Genomic DNA, 21,583 nt, shown 5'->3' with positions numbered 1-21,583 from the left:
GGTTTCCCGATGCCAAGACCATATTCAGCGACGATGAGATCGCCATCCGCCTTGCATCTCACCACGGATCTCGTTGCCAGGACCTTGAGGACTGTTACGGACGAAGGTCCGGAGCCTAACTGGACGCCCATCTCGTCCAACCAGCTCGAGGAGCTCGTCCAGAGGGTCGATGAGGAAGCGCGCGATCAAGAGATTTGGGTGTTTGCCTATGGCTCGCTGATGTGGAACCCCGGGTTCGACGTGGCGGGCTTCGAAAGAGCCGTCGCGTTCGGATGGCACCGTGCGTTCGCATTGAGGATCGAACGGCTGCGGGCGACCTCGGATGCGCCGGGTCTTATGCTTGCCCTTCAGCCGGGAGGAAGCTGCACCGGCCTGATCCTCAAGCTTGCCTGCGCGTCGAAGAAGGAAGATCTACGTAGGCTCCTGGCCCGCGAAATCCGCTATGTCGAAGTTTGCGATATGGTCCGTTGGGTCAGGGTCCGGACACCGGCAGGACCCCGTCGCGCATTGACATTCTGGGCAAGCCCGACGCGGTCAGCACTGACCCAAAAGGTACCTCTCGAACAGGCGGCGGCGCTGATTGCCCAGGCCTGCGGACCGGCCGGGTCTTGTGCGGAATACCTGCATCGCACCGTCGTTGATCTTGCAGAACGCCAAATCTTCGACCGGAACCTATGGCAGTTACAGGAACTTGTGGCAACGAAGCTTCAGGCTCTCCCGCTACCTGTCAATCCAGCATGACCATATGCGCCGCCACCTGCTCTTCGAAGAATTTCGAAAAGGAGGCAATACGCGGCGGCAGAGCCTGGTAGGGCGGATAGTAAAGGGTGAGCCACAGATCTGGCGGCGCCCATCCCTTGAACACATGCACGAGCCGTCCACTGCGGATGTGCTCGGCGATGTTGAACCCCGGAAGCAGGGCGACACCTGCCCCGTCTGCGGCCATTTCCGCGAGCACCTCGCCGCTATTGGCGCTGAACGCTCGCCCCGCCGATATTGCGATGCTTGAGCCACCATCCGACAGAACCCAGTTCTCCCGCCGGCTTTCTCCACTATAGGCAAGGCAATCGTCCGGCGTCAGTTCGTTGGGATGCGACATGGTGACGAAGCGGCTGCCGGGCGCGGCAACAAGGATGCGCGGCACGACGCGGATCTTCCTCCAGATCGTGAACTTGTCGGAGGGCTGCGAGGAGATGCGGATCGCCAGGTCGTAATCGTCGTCGACGATGTTGATCAGGCCGTCAGACAGGGAGATCTCGAAGCTGATCTTCGGATAGCGCTCCTTGAATCCGGAAAGGATCGTCGGCAGCACGACCTTCCCGAACCAGGTCGGTGCGCTGATCCTGAGGCGTCCTTCCTCGGCTTTGTGGGCGTTCATCACTTCGCGTCGGGCATCCTCCAGCGTCTTTACCGCGGGTTGGATCTGCGCAGCAAAGATCGCGCCGTCGGTGGTGAGGGACACTTGGCGCGTGGTGCGCACGAAGAGCTGAACGCCGAGCTCTGCCTCCAGGGCGGCGATGGCTCGCGTTACGGCAGCGGGCGTCATGTCGAGTTCGCGGGCCACCTGGGCGAAGTTCCGCTTCTCAGCGGCGAGGAGGAAGGTGCGGAGTGCCTTGTAGTCGTTCATATCATTATTTCAAAAATCGCAATTCGTTCAAAACAAGTATTGCAATTCCGCCTGGTCATCAACGGGCCTAGATTGCCTTCACACAACAATCATCCGTGCTGAGAGAAAGGCATCGACATGATCAAGGACATCAAGGGACTGCATCACGTAACGTCTATGGCGTCGGACGCACGCCAGAATAACCACTTCTTCACAAATACGCTCGGCCTGCGCCGCGTCAAGCAGACGGTGAACTTCGACGATCCCAGCGTCTATCACCTTTATTACGGCGACGAGACCGGTAGCGCCGGGACGGTGATGACCTACTTTCCCTTTCAGAACATGATGCTTGGCCGCCCCGGGGTCGGCGAGGTCGGCGAGACGCAATTTTCCGTGCCGAAAGGTTCGCTGAAATTCTGGCGCGACCGCCTGGCCTCGCAAGGCGTCGATGGGCTGGAAGCAGACACAATCTTCGGAGCCAGGCGGCTTCGCTTCATGGGCCCGGACGGCGACAGCCTGGCGCTGATCGAAGCGGCCGACGACCGCCGCTCGTCCCCCTGGCTTGGTCGCGGTATCCCGGACGATGCTGCTATCCGCGGTTTTGCCGGCGCTCGCTTCCGCCTGCACGATACGGCTGCGACGGAAGAACTGCTCGGGTTCATGGGCTACCAGCGCGCTGAAAAGGAAGGCGACGTCACGCGCTTCATCATTCCGGGCGGAAACGGCGCCGACACGATCGACCTTCAGCTCCTGCCAACGACGCCCTTTGCCCGGCAGGGCGCCGGATCCGTTCACCACATCGCCTTCGCCGTCGACAACCGTGAACAGCAGCTCGAAGTGCGCAAGGCTCTGATGGATACCGGTTACCAGGTCACGCCGGTCATAGACCGGGATTATTTCTGGGCCATCTATTTCCGCACGCCCGGTGGCGTTCTGTTCGAGATCGCAACGAACGAACCGGGCTTCAATCGAGACGAGGACACCGCCCATCTCGGAGAGGTGCTCAAGCTGCCCAGCCGTTATGAGGCAATGCGCGCTGAAATAGAATCCAACCTCGTGCCCCTGGCTGCGTAGGAGCATACCAGACATCTGACGACAACGAGGGCTGCGATCGGCAAGGATCGCGGCCCTTCGTGCACATCCAGACCCATGCATCCTCAAGGGTTATTTCATTTTTCGCAATTCATTCAATAGAATTATTGCAATTCTGCAGCGCGGCGTCGAACGCTAGGTTTGATTTCAGCAGCCAGGACGGCGAGCGAAACGGCCTGCGGGCCAGGAAGCTCCCGCCCGCCGCTATCGATTTTCAGGCACCCCATGCGGGCCGCAACCACGAGGAAAGTACCATGTCCAAGCTCCAAGTCCTGACCCCGGCAAACAGCCAGCTCATCTTCATCGACCAGCAGCCGCAGATGGCCTTCGGCGTCCAGTCGATCGACCGGCAGACATTGAAAAACAACGTCGTCGGTCTCGCCAAGGCCGCCAGGATTTTCGACATCCCGACCACGATCACCACGGTCGAGACGGAAAGCTTCTCCGGCAACACCTTCCCGGAACTGCTCGGCGTCTTCCCCGAGAACGACATTCTGGAGCGCACGTCGATGAACTCCTGGGACGACCAGAACGTTCGTGACGCCCTTGCCAAGAATGCCGCCGGCGGCGCTAAGAAGATCGTCGTCTCCGGTCTCTGGACGGAAGTGTGCAACACGACGTTCGCGCTTTCCGCTCTCAACGACGTCCCGGACTACGAGATCTACATGGTCGCCGACGCCTCCGGCGGCACCTCGCTGGAAGCCCACAATCGCGCTATGGACCGCATGGTGCAGGCGGGCGTAATTCCGGTGACCTGGCAGCAGGTCCTGCTTGAGTGGCAGCGCGACTGGGCACGCAAGGAGACGTATAACGCGGTCACGTCGCTGGTGAAGGAACATTCCGGCGCCTACGGCATGGGCATCGACTACGCGGTCACGCATGTCCACGGCGGCGCCGAGCGCGTCAGCCACGGCAAGCGCATCGGCCCGAACCCAGCCAAGTAATCACCCATCACCGCCGCTTCCGCAGGATCGCACGTCCGGATGCGGAGGCGGCTTCATTCACAGTCGAGGATGCCCCCATGAAACTCTACATTCTTTCCATCGGCGCCGGTCTTCTGGTCGGTATCGTCTACAGCCTGCTCAATGTTCGCTCTCCCGCGCCGCCGATCGTGGCCCTTGTCGGCCTGCTTGGCATTCTGGTTGGCGAACAGCTCATTCCTTTCGCCAAGACGCTGATCGCCAGGGAGCCCGCAGCCGTCTCCTGGATCAACCAGATCAAGCCGCACATGTTCGGCCATATGCCGAAGGGCGAGAGCCGCAACGACGTTGTCCTGTCTCGCCACGATCAGCACAAGTCCGATAGCTGACACCGCAAGAGGAGATTCGCTTGCGGTGGGCCCCAGCCCGTCGATCCCGGCGCAAGGCGTTGAAATCAATCTTAATAATAAAGCCAGGAGCATTTCCCATGTTCGCCGACCTCATCCTCCACCACGGTCTGATCACCACGCTCGATCGCACCAATCCAACTGCCAGCGCAGTCGCTATCAAGGACGGGACCTTTCTTGAAGTCGGCACCGACGCCGAGATCATGGCGCTCGCTGGCCCCGACACCAAGATCGTCGACCTCAAGGGCAAGCGCGTCCTACCCGGCCTGATCGACAACCACACCCACGTCGTGCGCGGTGGTCTGAACTACAACATGGAACTGCGCTGGGACGGCGTTCGTTCGCTGGCTGACGCGATGGACATGCTCAAGCGTCAGGTAGCGATCACGCCGGCCCCGCAATGGGTTCGCGTCGTCGGCGGCTTCACCGAACACCAGTTCGCCGAAAAGCGCCTGCCGACGATCGAGGAGATCAATGCGGTTGCGCCCGATACGCCGGTCTTCCTGCTGCATCTCTATGACCGCGCGCTTTTGAACGGTGCTGCGCTCCGCGCCGTCGGCTATACCCGCGACACACCGAACCCGCCCGGCGGGGAGATCACGCGCGACGCCAACGGCAACCCGACCGGCATGCTGCTTGCCAAGCCGAACGCCGGCATTCTCTATTCGACGCTGGCAAAAGGCCCCAAGCTGCCCTTCGACTACCAGGTCAATTCCACCCGACATTTCATGCGCGAGCTCAATCGTCTCGGCGTTACCGGTGTGATCGACGCCGGTGGCGGCAATCAGAACTATCCCGATGACTACGAGGTCATCCAGAAGCTCTCCGACGAAAATCAGCTGACAGTTCGTCTCGCCTATAACCTGTTCACCCAGAAGCCGAAGCAGGAGAAGGAAGACTTCCTCAACTGGACGTCTTCGGTCAAATACAAGCAGGGCAACGACTACTTCCGCCACAATGGTGCCGGCGAGATGCTGGTCTTCTCCGCCGCCGATTTCGAGGACTTCCGCCAGCCGCGCCCGGAAATGGCGCCGGAGATGGAAGGCGAGCTCGAGGAAGTCGTGCGCGTTCTCGCCGAAAACCGCTGGCCCTGGCGCATGCACGCCACTTATGACGAAACCATCTCGCGCTCGCTCGATGTCTTCGAGAAGGTCAACAAGGACATTCCGCTCGAGGGCCTCAACTGGTTCTTCGACCATGCCGAGACCATCTCGGAGCGCTCGATCGACCGTATCGCGGCACTCGGCGGCGGTATCGCCACCCAGCATCGCATGGCCTATCAGGGCGAATATTTCGTCGAGCGTTACGGCCACGGCGTTGCCGAGGCCACGCCGCCGATCCGCCGCATGCTCGACAAGGGCGTCAATGTTTCGGCCGGCACGGATGCGACGCGTGTCGCCTCCTACAATCCGTGGGTATCGCTCTCCTGGATGGTGACGGGCAAAACGGTCGGCGGCATGCAGCTCTATCCGCGTGCCAATTGCCTCGACCGCGAGACCGCGCTCAGGATGTGGACGGAAAAGGTCACCTGGTTCTCCAACGAAGAGGGCAAGAAGGGCCGCATCGAGAAAGGCCAGTTCGCCGATCTCGTGGTGCCAAGCAAGGACTTTTTCACCTGCGCCGAGGACGAGATCTCGTTCCTGACCTCCGATCTGACGATGGTCGGCGGCAAGATCGTCTACGGCTCGGGTGACTTCGCCAACTACGACGAAAGCAATATCCCGCCCGCCATGCCGGATTGGTCTCCGGTGCGCAAGTTCGGCGGCTACGCTGCCTGGGGCGAACCCGAAGGGGCGGGCGCACGCTCGCTGCGCCGCACGGCCATCTCCACCTGCGGCTGCGCCAGCGACTGCGGCGTTCATAGCCACGACCATGCCGGTGCCTGGACCTCGAAGCTGCCGATCGCGGATCTCAAGGGCTTCTTCGGCGCACTCGGTTGCTCCTGCTGGGCCGTTTGAGGCTGACGCGATAATCGAACGACGTATCGGCCTGGGCAGCGGGAGACCGCTGCCCCAGGCTTGTTTTATAAGAGGGGAAAACTCCCGCGAATAATTGCGTTTATCGCAATTAAATCGAAACTATTGATGCAATTGTTGGCCGCAATGGTTCCCGGCAATATCGCTCCATCAGACGAACACAGCGCCGCTCGAACCGACCGGCCCAGATCGCAGGAGCAATGATGACCAGCCACTCTCCTTCAAACTCGCGCAGGCTTCTGGCCGATGTCGTTTCGGCGCCCGCCGTGCGAACGGTCGCGCTGCTCTCGCTTTGCGCCGCCTATATCCAGGGCCCGCTGACCAAGATCTTCGATTTCGGCGGCGCGATCGCCGAGATGGAGCATTTCGGTCTCCACCCGGCCCCGGTCTTTGCTGTCGCCGTCATTGCCTTCGAGCTGACTGCGTCGGCCCTGGTTGTCTCTGGCACGCTCCGGTGGGCAGGCGCTCTCGCGCTCGCCGGCTTCACTGTCCTTGCGACCTTCATCGCGCTCCGCTTCTGGGAACTGCCCGCCGGCATGGAGCGGATGATGGCAACCAACGCCTTCTTCGAACATCTCGGCCTCGCGGGCGCCTTCGTCCTCGTCACCATTTTCGATATCACCAAGGGAGCTGAACAATGAGCACCACAAAGTCGCCCGGGGGCAGCTTTGCACCGCTTGCACAACCGGTCTTCGCGGTCCTCTGGGCTGCGACCGTTCTCGGCAACACCGGCAGCTTCATGCGCGATGTCGCCAGTTCCTGGCTGATGACCGATCTTTCGGCCTCGCCGGCGGCTGTCGCCATGGTCCAGGCGGCGGGCACGCTGCCGATCTTCCTGCTCGCCATCCCGGCCGGCGTCCTGACCGATATTCTCGACCGGCGCAAGTTCCTGATTGCCGTCCAGCTGCTGCTCGCCTCTGTCAGCATCAGCCTTATGGCTCTTGCCCAGACGGGCATGCTCTCGGTCAGTGCCCTCATCGGTCTGACATTTCTCGGCGGTATCGGCGCTGCGCTGATGGGGCCGACCTGGCAGGCGATCGTGCCCGAACTCGTCAGACGGGAAGACGTCAAAAGTGCCGTGGCGCTGAATTCGCTCGGCATCAACATTGCGCGGTCGATCGGGCCGGCCGCAGGCGGTCTTCTGCTTGCGGCGTTCGGCGCGGGTCTCACCTATGGTGCTGACGTCGCGAGCTATATCATCGTCATCGCAGCACTTGTCTGGTGGCCGCGCGCCAAAAATTCGAATGATGCTTTGCAGGAGAATTTCTTCGGAGCCTTTCGCGCTGGCCTTCGCTACACCCGTGCAAGCCGCCCGTTGCATGTCGTGCTGCTGCGCGCTGCAATCTTCTTCGCCTTCGCCAGTGCGGTCTGGGCCCTTCTTCCCCTGGTAGCCCGCCAGCTTCTCGGCGGTGGTGCAAGCTTTTATGGTATCCTGCTTGGCGCGGTCGGTGCCGGTGCGATCGGCGGAGCGCTCGTCATGCCGAAGCTGCGCGAACGTTTGAGCGCCGATGGCCTGATGCTTGGCGCAGCCATCACCACCGCTATCGTGATGTCAGTCCTGGCCCTTGCGCCTTCGAATTCGATTGCCATTATCGCTCTGCTTTTTCTGGGCGGGGCGTGGATTACCGCTCTGACAACGCTCAATGGTGCCGCTCAGGCTGTCCTTCCGAACTGGGTGCGCGGTCGTGGTCTTGCCGTCTATCTCACCGTTTTCAACGGCGCGATGACGGCCGGCAGCCTTGGCTGGGGCGCCGTCGGTGAAGCAGTTGGCGTTTCCGGCGCGCTGGTGATCGGTGCGGCCGGTCTGCTGGTCGCCGGGCTCATCATGCACCGCGTGAAGCTGCCGACCGGGGATGCCGATCTGGTCCCGTCGGCCCACTGGCCGGAGCCTCTCGTTGCCGAGCCCGTCGCTCATGACCGTGGACCGGTCCTGATCCTGATCGAATATCATGTCGAAAAGCAGCACCGCAAAGCGTTTCTGCACGCCCTCGACACGCTCTCCCAGGAACGTCGTCGCGATGGCGCCTATGGCTGGGGCGTGACGGAAGATTCCGCCGATCCAGAGAAGATCGTGGAATGGTTCATGGTGGAGTCCTGGGCCGAGCATCTTCGCCAGCACAAGCGCGTTTCGCATGCCGATGCAGACCTGCAGGGCAAGGTGCTCGCGTACCATACGGGGACCGAAAAGCCGGTTGTACGCCACTTCCTGACGATCGACAGACCAGGTGCAGCATGATCAGCTCACCCGCCACCTCGCCGACCAACGCAATCCAGTCTTTCATTTTATGGGGGTCTCGTAGACCTGCCGCGACGATCTACGTCGACCGGGTCGCCGGCCTCGTCCCGGAAAAGTTCAAGCATATCTCAGAACTCGAAGAGACCTCCGAGAAGGGAGCTGCGAGTTCAAGGTGATCGATCTTGACTAACGGGAGCCGCCTCGACAAATCGCTCGTGACCGGAAGAAAGATGCCAACGCCAAGGAGATCGAGTGGGGTGTGCATGATAACTCGGCCCTCAATAAGCATGTTCGAGGGCCGACCGCTAAGCGGCTTCTCGCCGTACGCGGGGCCCGGTTTTGACCGGCTCGCACGGGGTATGCATCAGGCGATAAGCCCACCGAAGGCTGCCGACGAAAAGACGAGGTCCAAAGGGTTCCAGCTCAGATGGGCCCAGCCCGTCGGCGGGGACCGCGTCGATGGCGTCTGTCCGCTTCCTGTCGTTGATAAACCTTGAGGAAGACGCCGAGGATCATGTTCATCTTCTCATGAAGCGACGCGTGCATTTGAACGGCCGCAGGTTTTTCATCGGCTTCCGTGACCGTGATCGCGCGATCATATGAAAGCTGTCAGATGGTGTTAGACATGCGTGAAGATGGGATCCGCGCTAGCCAATGGATGATGAACGGGTTGCTGCGCTCTTGCAGATGCCAGTCAATGCCAATAACAATATCGCATTGATGGCAAACCGTTCTCCATCAACGACTTGGCAGCCACCACGAATTAAGCCTTGTGGTGGCTTTTTTCTTGGAACCAGTAAGCTCACCGCAAGTTGTTACGCTGCCGCTCGGCGCTCTTTCAGTCGATTGTCAGAGTTTCTTCCTGCGTATGCCGAGCGGCAAACTCCTCTGTACTACCCATGCGGCATCAAAGGCCAAAAATAGTCTACCCATGGTAAGCTTCGCTTAAGATTCATTAGCAAAGATGAATATGCGGACAGTCAGGAGGTAGATATGTCGCAAGTTCATCTCGTCGATCATCTGGAAGCAGCAAAGAAGTTGGCGGAATTGAGCGACAAACCTTTTGTCGCGTACATGATCCAAATGGCGAAAGATGCGGCCTTGAGACCAGAAACAGAGCGAAAACGCGTAGCCTAGGGAACTTCAAGGCTCCACGCAGGTTGACTTTGTGCCGCCCGGCGCTTTGTTTACCTGTTCGAGCAAGCTACCCCAGTTCTTGCTAAGTCGGGCGGCAGTTCTCAACTGTATGACCAACTGCGCCGGTGGAAACACCGGCGCCTTTTTTGCAAAAAAAAGACCCCGGAACCACCTTTGCCCTGGATCCCGGGGTCTCTTCATGCGCACCAGCATTTCTCGTGATGGTTATCTCAGGTCCATCACGAGCGGATTGCTAAAATAGGGCGCAGCGATTTGTCAACATGGGTACAATCCATTTTTCCAAGATTCGATGGAACCCAACGTCACCCGAGTCGTTTAATCGGCGAACGTTATGGAAACCCAACCGCACGCGTTCAATCTCTGCTCCCCTCAGAACCCATTGGCAGAGATAATGAAAGCCCACGCGCCGCCCTCGCGTGGGCTTTTTCTATGCAGGAATGCGATGAAGCTTAGAAGTTCAGCCGGGGATACATTCGCTCTAGCTCCTTTTTGATCGCTTCAATCTCACGCCGCTTATTCTGCATTAGCCAGATGAAGTTCCCCAGAACCAGCTCAGCCCAAGCAACCCGCCGATCACTTCATGCCGAAGCCCGGCCATGCGCACGGTGATCATCCCCAGGAGGAAGGATGCAAGGCTAGCGATCACTGCAACTGCCATCGGCGATACCCATTCGAACTGATTGAAGAGACCGCCCAAGGTGAGAGTTAGAGGCAGCTTGGACGGCCTCAATGGAGCGCGGTGGAGGTGCGCTCCCGGAAACAATTTACACGATCGATGCGCGTTTCTTCAAGCGAGTTCGTCGCACGGATGGGGCTGGGTTGAGCCTTGGCTTGTGCGACGATCTCTTTGTGCGACGGGTTCACCGCCGTACCTGAAACAGTGGCGAGGCCGTTTGGCGGCCGCGAGCCGCGTCGGGATGGCGGCGCGGCTGCTGCCTTCATGTCACGAAAACCGACCTGGAGTAGCGCGGTAGACCGAGCAGCGTCGTCACAGTCGCCTCCTTCAGCAAGGCTGCGTTAGTGCATCTTTTGAAGTCGTAACGGTAAACGACAGACCCTCCGGGCGAAATTCGATGTCGGCCTTGCCACGCAGGCTCGCGCCGAGCATCTGAATAAGTTTCGTTCCGAAGCCTCGTCGTCTCGGCTCCACGACAGTCGGCCCGCCGGATTCGCGCCATCGGGTTTTGAAGTCGCCTCCACCGACACTCCAGTCGATATCGACGTGGCCATCCGGCACGGAAAGAGCGCCGTACCTTACCGCGTTTGTCGCGAGCTCGTGCAGAGCCAGCGAAAGGCTTGTATTCGACCGATGTGAGACCTCGAGGTCAGGCCCGTCGGACGCGATGCGGCCGGCCTCGTTGAAAGGCGCGACTGCCTGCTCCACTATCTCGCGCAAGCCGAGCGTCTCGAACTCTCGCCCGCGCAGAACGTCTGCGGAGCGGGACAAGGCTGCCAGACGTTCCGATATTGTCGACCTCATCCTCTCGATCGACTGGTCTGCACGCAGCGACTAATTGACGATCGACTGGGTGGTCGCCAGCATGTTCTTCATCCGATGTCCCATTTCCTGGGCCATCATCGCGCGATAGGCCTCCGCCTGCCTGCGTTCGGTCGTGTCGATCGAAACGCCGCTCATCTGCAAAGGCCGTCCCGCTTCGTCGAACTTCGTCTCCGCCCGGACTTCGATCCACGCAGGACTGCCATCCGGCTTGATGATCCTGTACTCGACATGAAGGTTGCCATCGGACGCCAGCGCCGCCGCAACGGTCTGCTGCCACCGTTCCAAATCATCGGGATGCACTGATGCTCGCAAATCGTCGTAGGTGAAGTTCTCGGCAGGTTGGCGTCCGAAGTTCGCCTTGCAGATCGGCGAACAGACCAGCCGCCCGTCCTGAACGTCCAGCGTCCAAACTCCAAGGCCGCCCGCCTTGAGGGTGAAGTTTAGCCTCTCCTCGCTTGCCGTCAGATCGACGATCCGGCGCTGGAGCGTGGCTTCCAGCTCCTGCTGCTCCGGACGGGACGGCGCTGTCCGCTCCGAAGTCGCGTCATACTGGGAGGCAAAGAAATAGGTCAGCTCCCCGCCGTCGAAGACCGGTGATATGAGCAGCCTGTTCCAGAACAGCGAGCCGTCCTTACGATAGTTGAGAAGGTCTATCTCGATGGGGCGTTTATCGGCGACCGCTTTTCGGATTCTTTCGACGTCGTGCGAATTCGTGCCGGGTCCCTGGAGAAAGCGGCAGTTCCGTCCCAGCGCTTCCTGGCGGCTGTATCCCGTGAGGGCGGCAAAGGCTTCGTTGACGAAAACGATTGGGTTGTCCGGGCGACGGGGATCGTTGATGATCATCGGCATCCGCGAGGCCCGCATCGCGGCAGCGAACGGATCTGATCCTGAGCTGGTTTGATTGATCTCGCGGTCGATCCGTCGTTCTTCGGTGCTGTCAATTAGCAGGTTAGTATACACCTTTTGTTCCCTTGTCACTGTCTTGGCTGATCACACCAATTGCGAGGTGCGTACGGCAAGGCGGGGCGGAGTTATGGTTGATTGAGGAGGGATTTTTCTAACCAGGACAAGAAAGGTTATAGACACTATCGACAACGTCTCTTTGTCTTCCCCGAATCCGAGTAAATGCGGGACCATATCCTGCGCCGAAACTGACCGTGTGGACTTTCAGAGGCTGACGATGCAGGACACCGACCAGAGACGGCTGGACGCCAGGACAGCTGGAAACCGCCTAGCGGATGCGCATGTGCGGGAAGACCCGTTGGCCGCGGAGCGCGCATGCCGATGATCGGCACCGATCCGAGCCAAGACGACAACTCGATTATTTTCTGCAACGCGGCGTTCCAGAAGCTGACGGGCTATTCTAATGCAGACCATATCGGCCGGAACTGTCAGCTCTTGCAGCGGGCTGAGACGGATCGGGCCGCGGTGTCGCGCATTCGTGAGGCGATTTCGACTGAGAGCTTACGATCGATTTTATCGAGTCGATCAAGCGTGACGACATTCGCCTGACGCCGATACCTCGCCGGACTTCGTGCCGGCCGTGAAGGCGACGCCTCTGTCGCTCATCGTCAACGAGCACGTCGGCGACGCGGGGCGCTGGGGCCTTGGCGACGCAGGCGGGGAGATGAACCTCGTCGTACGGCGCTTCAATTGGCATTTTCATACGGGTCGAAGTCGGAGCCTGTCGAGCCGGACAACGTCAGCGCCGAACTGGGAAACAAATTGCTTCAGGCTTAGGCCAATCAGCTGAGTGCCGAATGGGCTCGGCAGATCGCGTGGTTGGGGTCTGGCGTTCAAGCTTTGTTGCGACTGAACTGACACCCTAATCTAAGGCGCTGCCGCTTTGCCGGTTTCTGCAGAAGAGTTCAATGCCATCCACTCACTTTCACCATGCCGGTGCACGTCCCAGCAGCGTGACGACTACCCTGCTCGATGCGTCTTGGCTCTCCGATACCAGCTGGGTATTACCTTGTAGTCGGCATCCAAAATCATAAGAGGGGCACAGCCTTGCCCCTCTAGTGCGCCCGGCGATCGGATTCATGGCCGTCGGGATGAGAACGATCGCGGATTAGTCTGCCTTACGGAGTTGCAGGCGCGAGACGCCGGCTGCGACATTGAGACCGGTCCCGGCTTCGGCACTGAGCGGCTGCAGGCCAAAATTGGTGGCATTGCCTCCAACCAGAGCGTTTGCCCCCAGGCCCAAACCAAGAGATGCGCCAGCGGACGCTCCGACATAGGTCCCGGCAAGGCTGCCTTCGCCAACTGTCGTCGGCTTCGTGTTGACCACGATCCAGCTCAGATAGGATTTGCCGGTCACCCCGACATCAATGCCGAGCTTTCCGATCGTACCGTTGTAACGTTCGACCTTCCCGGTTCGCTGCTTGAACTGGCAATCCACCGCGCGGCTGGAGCCGATCAGAAGGCCAATACCGCCGGCGACTTCGCAGGAAAGCGTACCCAGCCGCTCTTTCGGCTGTGACGCAACCTGCTGCTTATGCTGCCTTTTGCTGTGGTGGGTATCGGCTGCCGCGGCAACGGAGCCAAAGCCAAGTGTGGTGGCCACCGCGAGAACGAGCGTCTTTTTCATGGTCTCTTCCTTGTTTGAAACATAGCGGTTCTGTTTTGCGATCAGCTTCAGGCGCGCCTTGACGTGACAGCGACCTGCAGACCACAAATTACCTGTTTTGACGTGAAGTCGGCAGCAATCGAGGTCGCCATACGTGAGGCTTCCTCTGACGACGCCATACCGGTCAGCATGATGGCGCCGTCAACTACTTCAACTTTGATCTGACAATCTTCTAGACCGTAGGTATAGGCCAAAAGGCACCTGATCGCCTCACTACTCGCAATGGGGTCCGCAGCGGTTGCTACGCTTGCAAAAGATTGAAAAAGCATCTGGCGTGATCCTTATTGGGTGATGACGGCTCGCCTTTGTAGCGAGCCGTCATCACAACCTCACTTCAGCGCATCCTTGACGGCGTCCTTGCCCTTACCAACGGCGCCTTGTACCTGGCCGGCGGCCTTGTCGACCTTGCCTTCTGCCTCAAGTTTCTCGTTGCCCGTGACTTTGCCGGCGACTTCCTTGATCGTGCCCTTCAGTTCCTTTGCGGCACCTTCGATACGGTTCTTATCCATAATGCAGCCTTTCCTTAGACAGCGTTTCGATCACTGACCCCGGTGTCGACCGGCGCCATGAACGAGAAAATAAGGCTGCACCTAGTGAAAACTCAGAGCTGAAAGTACTAGGGCGATTAGTATCCCGTGACCTTTTTTGCGGTCGAAATCACTTTTTTCTCGGTTTTCTCCCAGGCTGCACCCGATGTTTTTGATCGGGTGCTGTAAAGCCGCGCTCACGCGCCCAAATCACCGCAGCAGCTCGGCGGTTGACGCCGATCTTCGCATAGAGCGAAGCGACGTGGTTTCGAATGGTGTTTTTCGAAAGATGGAGCGTTTCTCCCATCTCGGCGTCGCTCTGGCCGTTGCAGATCAGGCCAAGAATTTGTCGCTCTCGCTCGCTGAGCTCCAGCAATTCTGTCGTCGGGGCTGCCGACCCTTGCTTGAGCGTTGCAAGACGCTCAACGATCGAACGGCTAAACCATGACGTATCGGCCATGACACTTTCGATCGCCTCGACGAGCTGCGCCTCGCTGCGCCGGCGTTCTGTCACATCCTGAAGCGCCCAGACAACACACTGCTCGTCATTGATTTCGACGCGCTCGGCGGAAACCAGACAGTCTGCAAGATCACCGTCTCTCTGTTTCAACCGCATCGGTTCTTCCCGAACGAAGATATTGTCACGCAGCTTCTGCTCCAAAGCGCGTCTGGCGGCGATGTCCTGCCAAAGGTGAAGCTCGCCGGCAGTCCGGCCGACAACTTCCGTCAGCTGGTATCCGGAAATCTGCAGAAAAGCGTCGTTTGCTTCTGTAAATACGAAGTCGTCGAGCCGTGAAATCGCTGCCGGAGCAGGGGACAGCCGGAACGATTTTGAAAACCGCTCTTCGCTCTGGCGAAGTGCGTTTTGGGCCTTTCTCCGGGCGTCGAGATCGGCGAAGGTAAACAGCATGCACGGTTCTTCGACCACGGAAATCGGCTCACCGGCGACGATCACAAGCCGGTCGCCACCGCCAGGCAGAGGCACCAAGGCCTCGCGGTGGCGTATCATCCGGCCATCGTTGAGTTTCGAAAGGGCATCATCGGCTGTTTCGCAGTTCGAAAACAGTCCGATCGCCTCGACGGTTCTGCCGATGACATCGTCCTTGGTGAAGCCGGTCATCTCCAGGAATCCCTCGTTGACACGAATGAAGCGCTGATCGTCGAGCCGGCAGATCAGGCCAGGGGCCGGATTGGCATTGAACGATCGCTCGAACCGCTCCTCCGCTTCAAAGCGTGAGGTCTCGTCTTTGACGATCAGGGCCAGTGCGTCAGGCTTGTCGCCTGCGTCGGTGATGAACATCGTGCGAACGGTGTGTACCCAGACCAGGTCAAGGTCGGCTGCCGGCGATATCTCGACTGTCACATCGTCGATTGTTTCGCCAGCGAGAAGCCGCTCTATCGGGTATTGGCCTGCCTCCAGAAGATGATTGTTACGATACCGCAGGGTGAACGTTCGCCGATATCCTGCTGCGTCGCCTCCGAGTTCCTCAATGCTACTCACTCGATGCATGGCAAGGGCTGCTGCATTGGCCCATGCTACCCGGCCTCCCTGTTCTACAAGGATGATGCCGTCACTGAGGCCCCCGATCAGTTCTTGAAGGCTACCCTTGTTGATCTTCGGCGGCTCCGGATTTTCGCTCATGTCGTCCCTCAAATGTATCGGTGGACCATAGGTCGCGTCCCTGGAAGCGATGTAAAGGGTGAGTGTTAAGCAACGACCGCGATTTATCGTATTGCCGAGCAACGAAAGTTTAATCGGCGATCCGGTAAGGCTTATCATCTGATGGAGGGCTCTATATGCCAACGCACTGTGATGGCTGCCGCGATGGCGCTGCTTTCGAGGTTCCTTTCTCGATGGCGTTTCAGCCTATCGTGAATATCAGGACTGGCGCTGTTTTTGCGCACGAGGCCTTGGTGCGGGGTCCGAATGGCGAGGGGGCTGGTTCGGTTCTCAGCCAGATCAAGGATAGCAATCGTTATGCTTTCGACCAGCAATGTCGGGTCAAGGCGATCGAATTGGCTTCGGGCCTTTACGATCCGGCTGATGACGTGAAGCTTTCAATTAATTTTATGCCGAACGCCGTTTATGAACCGCGGGCTTGTATTCGACTTACACTGGCCACCGCGATGAAGACGGGCTTTCCTCTCGATCGTATTATTTTCGAATTTACCGAGAACGAGCAACTCGATACCAAACACGTCCTTCATATCCTTCGCACCTACAGAGACATGGGATTTAAAACCGCGATCGATGATTTCGGGGCGGGTCATTCGGGTCTTGGGCTTTTAACCCATTTCCAGCCTGACATCGTGAAGCTGGATATGGATCTGATCCGTGGGATCGATGTCGATCCGGTGAGACGCAAAATTGTAAAACACACGCTCGATATGCTCGAGGATCTGGCAATTGTCCCTCTGTGCGAGGGGGTCGAAACGGCCGATGAGCTGGCGACGCTGAAAGATCTCGGCGTATCGCTCATTCAGGGCTATGTACTGGCAAAAGCGAGCTTTGAAACCCTGACAGTGCCTGCAGCCCCTGGCGACCAGGTCTTAGCCGTAGCTTAGCAACGAACTGCAAGCAATCGCTATCACTGGAGCTGTGCTGAAGGCGCTCAGCAACGGTGCTGTCGTTTCCGGTTATCGAGATCCAAATATTGGCGGAAAGCCGGGTCATCGAGAGCAAGCATCCCTTGTGGAGCGCCACACGTTGACACATGCAAAATTCCATGAGACGAGCCAATTATGGCCAAACGTCTCACACGCAATTTCACGTTGACCCCCGAACTCGAGGGGTTCATCTCCGAATGTTTGTCGTCCGGCGACTACAGTAACGCCAGTGAGGTTGTCCAGTCGGGGCTACGATTGCTTCGCGATGGACTGAGACCGGCGGCAACAGTCGCATCAGCGTGGCCGATCGGAGGCGGGGTCTGCGGAAAAATCATTCGGGAGATGGACTGGTCTGCGACTGCCCTTGGACCGATGAGCGGTTGGTCTGTCGAACTCCGCACGACTATCGCCAACATTGTGAACTCTCCGGTCGCGAAAGTGCTGATGTGGGGACCGGGCCATGTGATGGTCTATAACGACACTTACGCGAAGATCGCAGGCGATAAACATCCAGGCGCTCTCGGCAGCAATGTCGCGGAAGTCTGGCCTGAGATCTGGGACTGGAACCGCGACATGCTTGAGGCCGGCCTTGGCGGGGAGCTTCGTTCCTATCACGATCAAAGCATGACGCTCATCCGAGATGGGCGGCCTGAGGAATTTATCTTCGATCTCTTTTATACGCCGGTATATGAGGCTGATGGCAAAATCGGCGGCGTGATGTGCACGGTCGTCGACAACAGTGACCGCGTCGCGATGGAAAAGCGCATGAAGGACAGCGAAGGTAAACTCCGCCGCGTGACCGATGCTGTGCCGATGCTGATATCGTATGTGGACCGTCAGCACATTTATCGCTTCGCCAATCATGCCTACGAGACGTGGTTCGGGATGAAGCCTGATGACATGATCGGTAGACACATCGGCGCAGTGATTGGTCAGGGGCCGTACGAAAACCGGCGGCCTGACATTGATCGCGCATTGGCTGGTGAAGTCGTGACAGGCGAGGCCGACATGCCGGTCAACGGCGGCGCGCCGCGTCGTCTCGAGATCCGTTACGTCCCCCATGTCGAGGCCGACGGGTCAGTACCGGGCGTCTACATCCTTGGCATCGATATCGAAGATCGTGCTGTGCGCGAAGCCGAGCTGGAAATGAGCAATAGCCGCTTTCGCACGGCTATGAACGCGGTGCATGGTGTCCTCTGGACCAATAGTGCCGATGGTAGAATGGTCGGAGAACAACCGGGGTGGGCAGCACTCACCGGTCAGACTTTTGCTCAATATCAAGGTTTCGGTTGGGCGCAAGCGGTGCATCCGGATGACATGGATGCCTCAGTCGCGACCTGGAACGCGGCTGTCGAAGCCAAATCCATGTATGTGCATGAGCACCGCGTCCGCCGACACGATGGCGCCTGGCGCCAGTTCGCCATCCGGGCCTTGCCGATCATCAGTTCAAATGGCGATATCGTCGAATGGGTGGGCGTGCATACCGATATCACCCATCAGCGCGCGGCGGAGGCCACTTTGCGCGATCAGGCGGACGTGCTTGCTCGCCAGGTCCGTCACCGAGAACGGGCCGAAGAGCAGCTCAAGCAGCTGAATGAAAATCTTGAGGCGCGGGTTATCTCCGAAGTCGCCGAGCGCCGTCAGGCCGAAGTAAAGCTGGCGCAGGCCCAGAAGATGGAAACAGTCGGGAAACTGACCGGCGGCGTCGCGCATGACTTTAACAACCTGTTGCAGGTCGTGAGCGGCAATCTGCAACTCCTCTCGAAGGAGGTCACCGGCAACCAACGCGCCGAGTCGAAGATCGCAAACGCCATGGCGGGCGTATCGCGTGGCTCCAAGCTGGCCAGCCAGCTCCTAGCCTTTGGGCGCCGTCAGGCGCTAGAGCCTAAGGTGGTCAACATCAGCCGGTTCGTCCGCGACATGGATGATATGATCCGACGCGCAATCGGCGAGGCCATTGAGGTTGAGACGGTTGTTGGAGGAGGGCTTTGGAATACCTTCATCGACCCGACGCAGATCGAAAATGCTCTCCTTAATCTCGCGATCAACGCACGCGATGCCATGGAAGGACGGGGTAAACTCACCATCGAGCTGTCGAATGCGCATCTTGACGATGCCTATGCGCGCTCGCATGACGAGGTCACCCCCGGTCAATATGTAATGATGGCGGTGACCGATACTGGGTCGGGCATGCCGCCTGAGATCATCGAGAAGGTGTTTGAGCCGTTTTTCTCGACGAAGGCAGAGGGCAAAGGCTCCGGTCTCGGCCTGTCGATGGTCTACGGCTTTGTCAAGCAGTCGGGCGGGCATGTCAAAATCTACTCGGAAGTTGGTCACGGCACGACGATCAAGCTTTATTTGCCGCGCGCGATGGAGGCGGAAGATGTCGAAGTCGCCGTCGATAATGGGCCGATCGTCGGGGGCACGGAAACTGTCCTTGTCGTCGAGGATGACGCGCAGGTCCGCGAGACTGTCATCGCGATGCTGACCGACCTCGGATATCGCACGCTGAAGGCGGTTGATGCATCGAGCGCGCTGACGGTGATCGATAGCGGCATTCCGATCGATATTCTTTTCACTGACGTCGTGATGCCAGGCACGCTCAAAAGCCCCGAACTCGCCCGCAAGGCGAAAGAACGACTGCCGAATATCGCTGTCTTGTTTACGTCTGGCTACACCGAAAACTCGATTGTTCACGGCGGTAAGCTCGATGCAGGGGTCGAGCTGTTGTCGAAGCCCTATACCCGTGAGGCGCTTGCGCGGAAATTCCGGCATGTTTTGGCCAATCAAGCTCAGCGTAAAGATCAAAAGTCAACGGGACTTCCGCCGGAGCCCCTGCCACAACTGGACACGCCGGTGACGTCCGCCAAGAGCGCAGCGGCGGTGACTGCGGAACACGTCGCACGCATAACTGTATTGCTGGTCGAGGACGATGCGCTCATCCGCATCAATACGGCCGAGATGCTGCAGGATGCCGGATTGATTGTCGTCGAGGCGGGAAGTGCTGAGGAAGCCAAAGCGGCTCTGCAGACGATGAAAGTCGATATCCTCATGACCGACCTCAATCTACCAGGCGCATCGGGATTAGAGCTGGCGGCTGAGGCCAGGGCTCTGAACCCGTCAACGACGATCGTATTCGCCACCGGGGATCCGACGGCTGTGCGCGGTGAGACAGGTGCCATCGTTTTGGCAAAACCCTATGACGCCGCGAAACTCGCTGAGGCCTTAGCCACTACAGGGGCATATCGTTTCGCAGAAGGAAATCCGGCGCGCAGCGGCGCCGTCGAAGAGGACAAAGTTTAGGTGCAGTAGCCGCTCCCGAGCCTGAAAATTCCCTTTTGGAGTGCTTGGTTGCGGCGCCGGTGACGTTGGCCGCCCATGCTGGTCATAGAAGTGATCTGCGGATGACATCGACGGGGCGATGAATTGTTGTGCCTGATGCCTCCAACGGCCTTTGACGAAGGAACGGTCGACGCATCGAGGGCTCGTAAAAGCTTCTCGAAACGCCGGCGCGGCATCGAGCCTCATCGGCTACCTGCTTTTCATTGGCTTCGTTGTACTCCATAAGGACCTGCCGCGTCGGCGCGGTGTTGCGGCCCGCACGCGTGTTGCGGCAGCGCTCGACATCCCAGAGCAGATCGTGAAGATCCACGAAGTCCGGCCATTCATGCTTGAAGGAAAAGCGTCCGCACATGATCAGTCTTTCTTCAGAAGGCAAGATTGCGTTCAACGTCTCGGGTCGCGAGGACTGCCAACATGGCGTTGTCCGCCAATTCGACGAGCGCGGCAGCTATCTCTTCGGGACGCCAGCCGGCCGCACTGCCCGCAAGTGTGACCTCCGACATGCGATCGGCCAACGCTTTCTGGCATCTCGGGAAGCGATCTGAGTGAGCGTTGGGAGGAGGGGGCGACAGCTTTCATGCCCGGGAGAATGGTGCCGCTTGGGTCGTCGTCAAGGCGCAGCTCGTAACGATCCTTCGGCCTTCAGGAAATTAAGGAAGGCGCGCATGCCCGAGCCGAGATGGCGGTGCCGCGGGTAGTAGAGACAAACGCCCGGGTAGGGCGGTGTCCAATCGTCCAGCACCTGCTGCAGCTTGCCGTCGGCGAGAGCGTCGGCCGCCATCCATCGCGTCACATAGGCAAGACCGATACCGTCCAATGCCGCTGCCAAAAGAAGTCTGGACTGGTCGACGACGAGATTGCCGGGCGTTGTCACAACGACGTCCTCGCCGCGGCGCTGGAACTCCCAGCGATAGATCGACCCGTTCGCCATACGAAGCTGGACGCACTGGTGCAACGAAAGGTCCGACGGTATCTTGATGGCGGGCGCGCCATCGAGATAGGCAGGCGACGCCACGACGATGTGCTGCTGGTCTGGACCGATAGCGACCGCGACCATCTCGTCGGGTACAAGTTCGGCCGCCCGGACCCCACAGTCGTATCCTCCTTCGGCGATATCGACCAGTCTCCCCTCGGAGCGGATTTCGAAGCGCATGGTGGGCTGAAGCTTCATGAAGCGGGTCAGAAGTGGCATCAGGACCTGCTCGGCGGCATTGGCGTCGCAGTTGATCCGTATCAGCCCGGACAACGAGGTGCTCTGTTCGTGCAGCTCCTCGACCGCGAGGCCAATTTCCGAAAGCGCCGGCATAAGCCGTTGCGCAAGTCTCCGCCCCGGTTCCGTCAGCGATACGTTCCGGGTCGAACGGTGAAAAAGCTTCACCTTTAGACGCCTCTCCAGTCCGGCAACCGCGTGGCTCAGCGCCGACGGCGTCTGGCCGAGCATTCGCGAGGCGGCACGAAAGCCGCCGTGCTCGGAAACGGCAAGAAAGGCCGCGAGCTCGCCGGGCGGGAGCGAGCTCACTGTACGAATTATCTCATCATTGCGTGTAGCCTCTGCCATCTAGTTCACGAATGCCACGCGCTT

At 59.2% G+C, this 21,583-nt stretch carries 22 protein-coding genes; 12 read left to right on the top strand and 10 right to left on the bottom strand.

Features of this window, described 5'->3' with window-relative positions; all coding sequences use genetic code 11:
* The first annotated feature begins 9 nt into the window (after nt 1-9).
* Nucleotides 10-741, top strand: coding sequence for a gamma-glutamylcyclotransferase (locus ACODR6_RS11090; protein ID WP_203431646.1), 732 nt, complete (start codon nt 10-12; stop codon nt 739-741).
* Here ACODR6_RS11090 and ACODR6_RS11085 read toward each other — a convergent pair.
* Nucleotides 728-1,627, bottom strand: coding sequence for a LysR family transcriptional regulator (locus ACODR6_RS11085; RefSeq protein ID WP_130279729.1), 900 nt, complete (start codon nt 1,625-1,627; stop codon nt 728-730). The genes ACODR6_RS11090 and ACODR6_RS11085 overlap by 14 nt on opposite strands.
* A 117-nt stretch (nt 1,628-1,744) precedes the next feature.
* Between ACODR6_RS11085 and ACODR6_RS11080 the strand changes: the two genes are divergently transcribed.
* The 7 genes from ACODR6_RS11080 (at nt 1,745) to ACODR6_RS11050 (ending at nt 9,374) form a co-directional block, all read left to right on the top strand.
* Nucleotides 1,745-2,680: a VOC family protein gene (locus ACODR6_RS11080; protein ID WP_203431344.1), complete on the top strand. Its 936-nt coding sequence runs from the start codon at nt 1,745-1,747 to the stop codon at nt 2,678-2,680.
* A gap of 272 nt (nt 2,681-2,952) precedes the next feature.
* Nucleotides 2,953-3,642 carry a hydrolase gene (locus tag ACODR6_RS11075; protein ID WP_112717085.1) on the top strand — a complete coding sequence of 230 codons (690 nt, stop codon included), beginning with the start codon at nt 2,953-2,955 and terminating at the stop codon, nt 3,640-3,642.
* A gap of 77 nt (nt 3,643-3,719) precedes the next feature.
* Nucleotides 3,720-4,007, top strand: coding sequence for a XapX domain-containing protein (locus tag ACODR6_RS11070; protein WP_112717083.1), 288 nt, complete (start codon nt 3,720-3,722; stop codon nt 4,005-4,007).
* 98 nt (nt 4,008-4,105) lie between these two features.
* Nucleotides 4,106-5,983, top strand: a complete 1,878-nt coding sequence (locus tag ACODR6_RS11065) for an amidohydrolase (protein WP_203431342.1) — start codon at nt 4,106-4,108, stop codon at nt 5,981-5,983.
* Between the two features lie 221 nt (nt 5,984-6,204).
* Complete coding sequence (locus ACODR6_RS11060) at nt 6,205-6,642, top strand: DoxX family protein (RefSeq protein ID WP_203431645.1); 438 nt, start codon at nt 6,205-6,207, stop codon at nt 6,640-6,642.
* Nucleotides 6,639-8,237, top strand: a complete 1,599-nt coding sequence (locus tag ACODR6_RS11055; RefSeq protein WP_148195370.1) for an MFS transporter — start codon at nt 6,639-6,641, stop codon at nt 8,235-8,237. Before ACODR6_RS11060 ends, ACODR6_RS11055 begins: the two co-directional genes overlap by 4 nt.
* A gap of 993 nt (nt 8,238-9,230) precedes the next feature.
* Nucleotides 9,231-9,374, top strand: a complete 144-nt coding sequence (locus ACODR6_RS11050; protein ID WP_162708699.1) for a hypothetical protein — start codon at nt 9,231-9,233, stop codon at nt 9,372-9,374.
* Nucleotides 9,375-9,918: 544 nt separating this feature from the next.
* Here ACODR6_RS11050 and ACODR6_RS11045 read toward each other — a convergent pair.
* The 3 genes from ACODR6_RS11045 to ACODR6_RS11035 form a co-directional block, all read right to left on the bottom strand.
* Nucleotides 9,919-10,053 carry a hypothetical protein gene (locus ACODR6_RS11045; RefSeq protein WP_489022547.1) on the bottom strand — a complete coding sequence of 45 codons (135 nt, stop codon included), beginning with the start codon at nt 10,051-10,053 and terminating at the stop codon, nt 9,919-9,921.
* 345 nt (nt 10,054-10,398) lie between these two features.
* On the bottom strand, nt 10,399-10,902 hold the full coding sequence (locus ACODR6_RS11040; RefSeq protein ID WP_489022578.1) for an HWE histidine kinase domain-containing protein: 504 nt from the start codon (nt 10,900-10,902) through the stop codon (nt 10,399-10,401).
* Nucleotides 10,903-10,905: 3 nt separating this feature from the next.
* A complete protein-coding gene (locus ACODR6_RS11035) occupies nt 10,906-11,856 on the bottom strand; it encodes a PAS domain-containing protein (RefSeq protein WP_246777692.1) in 951 nt (316 codons plus the stop codon).
* Nucleotides 11,857-12,174: 318 nt separating this feature from the next.
* Here ACODR6_RS11035 and ACODR6_RS11030 point away from each other — a divergent pair, with 318 nt between their 5' ends.
* Entirely contained in the window at nt 12,175-12,408 is a 234-nt protein-coding gene (locus ACODR6_RS11030; RefSeq protein ID WP_489022546.1) for a PAS domain-containing protein, read from the top strand.
* Nucleotides 12,409-12,967: 559 nt separating this feature from the next.
* Here ACODR6_RS11030 and ACODR6_RS11025 read toward each other — a convergent pair.
* From ACODR6_RS11025 to ACODR6_RS11010, 4 genes are all read right to left on the bottom strand, one after another.
* On the bottom strand, nt 12,968-13,486 hold the full coding sequence (locus tag ACODR6_RS11025) for a DUF992 domain-containing protein (RefSeq protein ID WP_203431339.1): 519 nt from the start codon (nt 13,484-13,486) through the stop codon (nt 12,968-12,970).
* Between the two features lie 47 nt (nt 13,487-13,533).
* Nucleotides 13,534-13,794: a BON domain-containing protein gene (locus ACODR6_RS11020; RefSeq protein WP_112717071.1), complete on the bottom strand. Its 261-nt coding sequence runs from the start codon at nt 13,792-13,794 to the stop codon at nt 13,534-13,536.
* Nucleotides 13,795-13,854: 60 nt separating this feature from the next.
* Nucleotides 13,855-14,034 carry a CsbD family protein gene (locus ACODR6_RS11015; RefSeq protein ID WP_112717069.1) on the bottom strand — a complete coding sequence of 60 codons (180 nt, stop codon included), beginning with the start codon at nt 14,032-14,034 and terminating at the stop codon, nt 13,855-13,857.
* A gap of 148 nt (nt 14,035-14,182) precedes the next feature.
* Nucleotides 14,183-15,694, bottom strand: coding sequence for a helix-turn-helix transcriptional regulator (locus tag ACODR6_RS11010; protein WP_489022545.1), 1,512 nt, complete (start codon nt 15,692-15,694; stop codon nt 14,183-14,185).
* 155 nt (nt 15,695-15,849) lie between these two features.
* Here ACODR6_RS11010 and ACODR6_RS11005 point away from each other — a divergent pair, with 155 nt between their 5' ends.
* Together ACODR6_RS11005 and ACODR6_RS11000 are read left to right on the top strand one after the other, a co-directional pair.
* Nucleotides 15,850-16,617, top strand: a complete 768-nt coding sequence (locus tag ACODR6_RS11005; protein WP_112717065.1) for an EAL domain-containing protein — start codon at nt 15,850-15,852, stop codon at nt 16,615-16,617.
* Between the two features lie 177 nt (nt 16,618-16,794).
* Nucleotides 16,795-19,962, top strand: a complete 3,168-nt coding sequence (locus ACODR6_RS11000; RefSeq protein WP_489022544.1) for a PAS domain-containing protein — start codon at nt 16,795-16,797, stop codon at nt 19,960-19,962.
* Between the two features lie 82 nt (nt 19,963-20,044).
* Here ACODR6_RS11000 and ACODR6_RS10995 read toward each other — a convergent pair whose 3' ends face one another.
* The gene (locus ACODR6_RS10995) at nt 20,045-20,353 is read right to left on the bottom strand and encodes a hypothetical protein (RefSeq protein ID WP_489022543.1); all 309 of its coding nucleotides are present in this window, start codon (nt 20,351-20,353) and stop codon (nt 20,045-20,047) included.
* On the opposite strand from ACODR6_RS10995, the gene ACODR6_RS10990 reads away from it, so the two are divergent.
* Nucleotides 20,352-20,546 carry a hypothetical protein gene (locus ACODR6_RS10990; protein ID WP_112717061.1) on the top strand — a complete coding sequence of 65 codons (195 nt, stop codon included), beginning with the start codon at nt 20,352-20,354 and terminating at the stop codon, nt 20,544-20,546. The genes ACODR6_RS10995 and ACODR6_RS10990 overlap by 2 nt on opposite strands.
* A 65-nt stretch (nt 20,547-20,611) precedes the next feature.
* Here the strand turns inward: ACODR6_RS10990 and ACODR6_RS10985 are convergent, their stop codons facing one another.
* Complete coding sequence (locus tag ACODR6_RS10985) at nt 20,612-21,520, bottom strand: LysR family transcriptional regulator (RefSeq protein WP_489022542.1); 909 nt, start codon at nt 21,518-21,520, stop codon at nt 20,612-20,614.
* Between the last annotated feature and the right edge of the window lie 63 nt (nt 21,521-21,583).

The sequence above is a fragment of the Rhizobium sp. FG96 genome (assembly GCF_057808655.1).
The sequence above is the reverse complement of the archived record's forward strand: the minus strand, read 5'-3'. Positions and strand labels throughout refer to the sequence as shown.

What these genes read in the sequence shown, in the direction of transcription:
- ACODR6_RS11045 (WP_489022547.1), bottom strand. Translation starts at nt 10,053, where the DNA reads ATGGCAGTTGCAGTGATCGCTAGCCTTGCATCCTTCCTCCTGGGGATG.
- ACODR6_RS11065 (WP_203431342.1), top strand. Translation starts at nt 4,106, where the DNA reads ATGTTCGCCGACCTCATCCTCCACCACGGTCTGATCACCACGCTCGAT.
- ACODR6_RS11080 (WP_203431344.1), top strand. Translation starts at nt 1,745, where the DNA reads ATGATCAAGGACATCAAGGGACTGCATCACGTAACGTCTATGGCGTCG.
- ACODR6_RS11050 (WP_162708699.1), top strand. Translation starts at nt 9,231, where the DNA reads ATGTCGCAAGTTCATCTCGTCGATCATCTGGAAGCAGCAAAGAAGTTG.
- ACODR6_RS10990 (WP_112717061.1), top strand. Translation starts at nt 20,352, where the DNA reads ATGATCAGTCTTTCTTCAGAAGGCAAGATTGCGTTCAACGTCTCGGGT.
- ACODR6_RS11000 (WP_489022544.1), top strand. Translation starts at nt 16,795, where the DNA reads ATGGCCAAACGTCTCACACGCAATTTCACGTTGACCCCCGAACTCGAG.
- ACODR6_RS11055 (WP_148195370.1), top strand. Translation starts at nt 6,639, where the DNA reads ATGAGCACCACAAAGTCGCCCGGGGGCAGCTTTGCACCGCTTGCACAA.
- ACODR6_RS11070 (WP_112717083.1), top strand. Translation starts at nt 3,720, where the DNA reads ATGAAACTCTACATTCTTTCCATCGGCGCCGGTCTTCTGGTCGGTATC.
- ACODR6_RS11010 (WP_489022545.1), bottom strand. Translation starts at nt 15,694, where the DNA reads ATGAGCGAAAATCCGGAGCCGCCGAAGATCAACAAGGGTAGCCTTCAA.
- ACODR6_RS11020 (WP_112717071.1), bottom strand. Translation starts at nt 13,794, where the DNA reads ATGCTTTTTCAATCTTTTGCAAGCGTAGCAACCGCTGCGGACCCCATT.
- ACODR6_RS11060 (WP_203431645.1), top strand. Translation starts at nt 6,205, where the DNA reads ATGACCAGCCACTCTCCTTCAAACTCGCGCAGGCTTCTGGCCGATGTC.
- ACODR6_RS11085 (WP_130279729.1), bottom strand. Translation starts at nt 1,627, where the DNA reads ATGAACGACTACAAGGCACTCCGCACCTTCCTCCTCGCCGCTGAGAAG.
- ACODR6_RS11015 (WP_112717069.1), bottom strand. Translation starts at nt 14,034, where the DNA reads ATGGATAAGAACCGTATCGAAGGTGCCGCAAAGGAACTGAAGGGCACG.
- ACODR6_RS11025 (WP_203431339.1), bottom strand. Translation starts at nt 13,486, where the DNA reads ATGAAAAAGACGCTCGTTCTCGCGGTGGCCACCACACTTGGCTTTGGC.
- ACODR6_RS11090 (WP_203431646.1), top strand. Translation starts at nt 10, where the DNA reads ATGCCAAGACCATATTCAGCGACGATGAGATCGCCATCCGCCTTGCAT.
- ACODR6_RS11075 (WP_112717085.1), top strand. Translation starts at nt 2,953, where the DNA reads ATGTCCAAGCTCCAAGTCCTGACCCCGGCAAACAGCCAGCTCATCTTC.
- ACODR6_RS11005 (WP_112717065.1), top strand. Translation starts at nt 15,850, where the DNA reads ATGCCAACGCACTGTGATGGCTGCCGCGATGGCGCTGCTTTCGAGGTT.
- ACODR6_RS11030 (WP_489022546.1), top strand. Translation starts at nt 12,175, where the DNA reads ATGCCGATGATCGGCACCGATCCGAGCCAAGACGACAACTCGATTATT.
- ACODR6_RS10995 (WP_489022543.1), bottom strand. Translation starts at nt 20,353, where the DNA reads ATGTGCGGACGCTTTTCCTTCAAGCATGAATGGCCGGACTTCGTGGAT.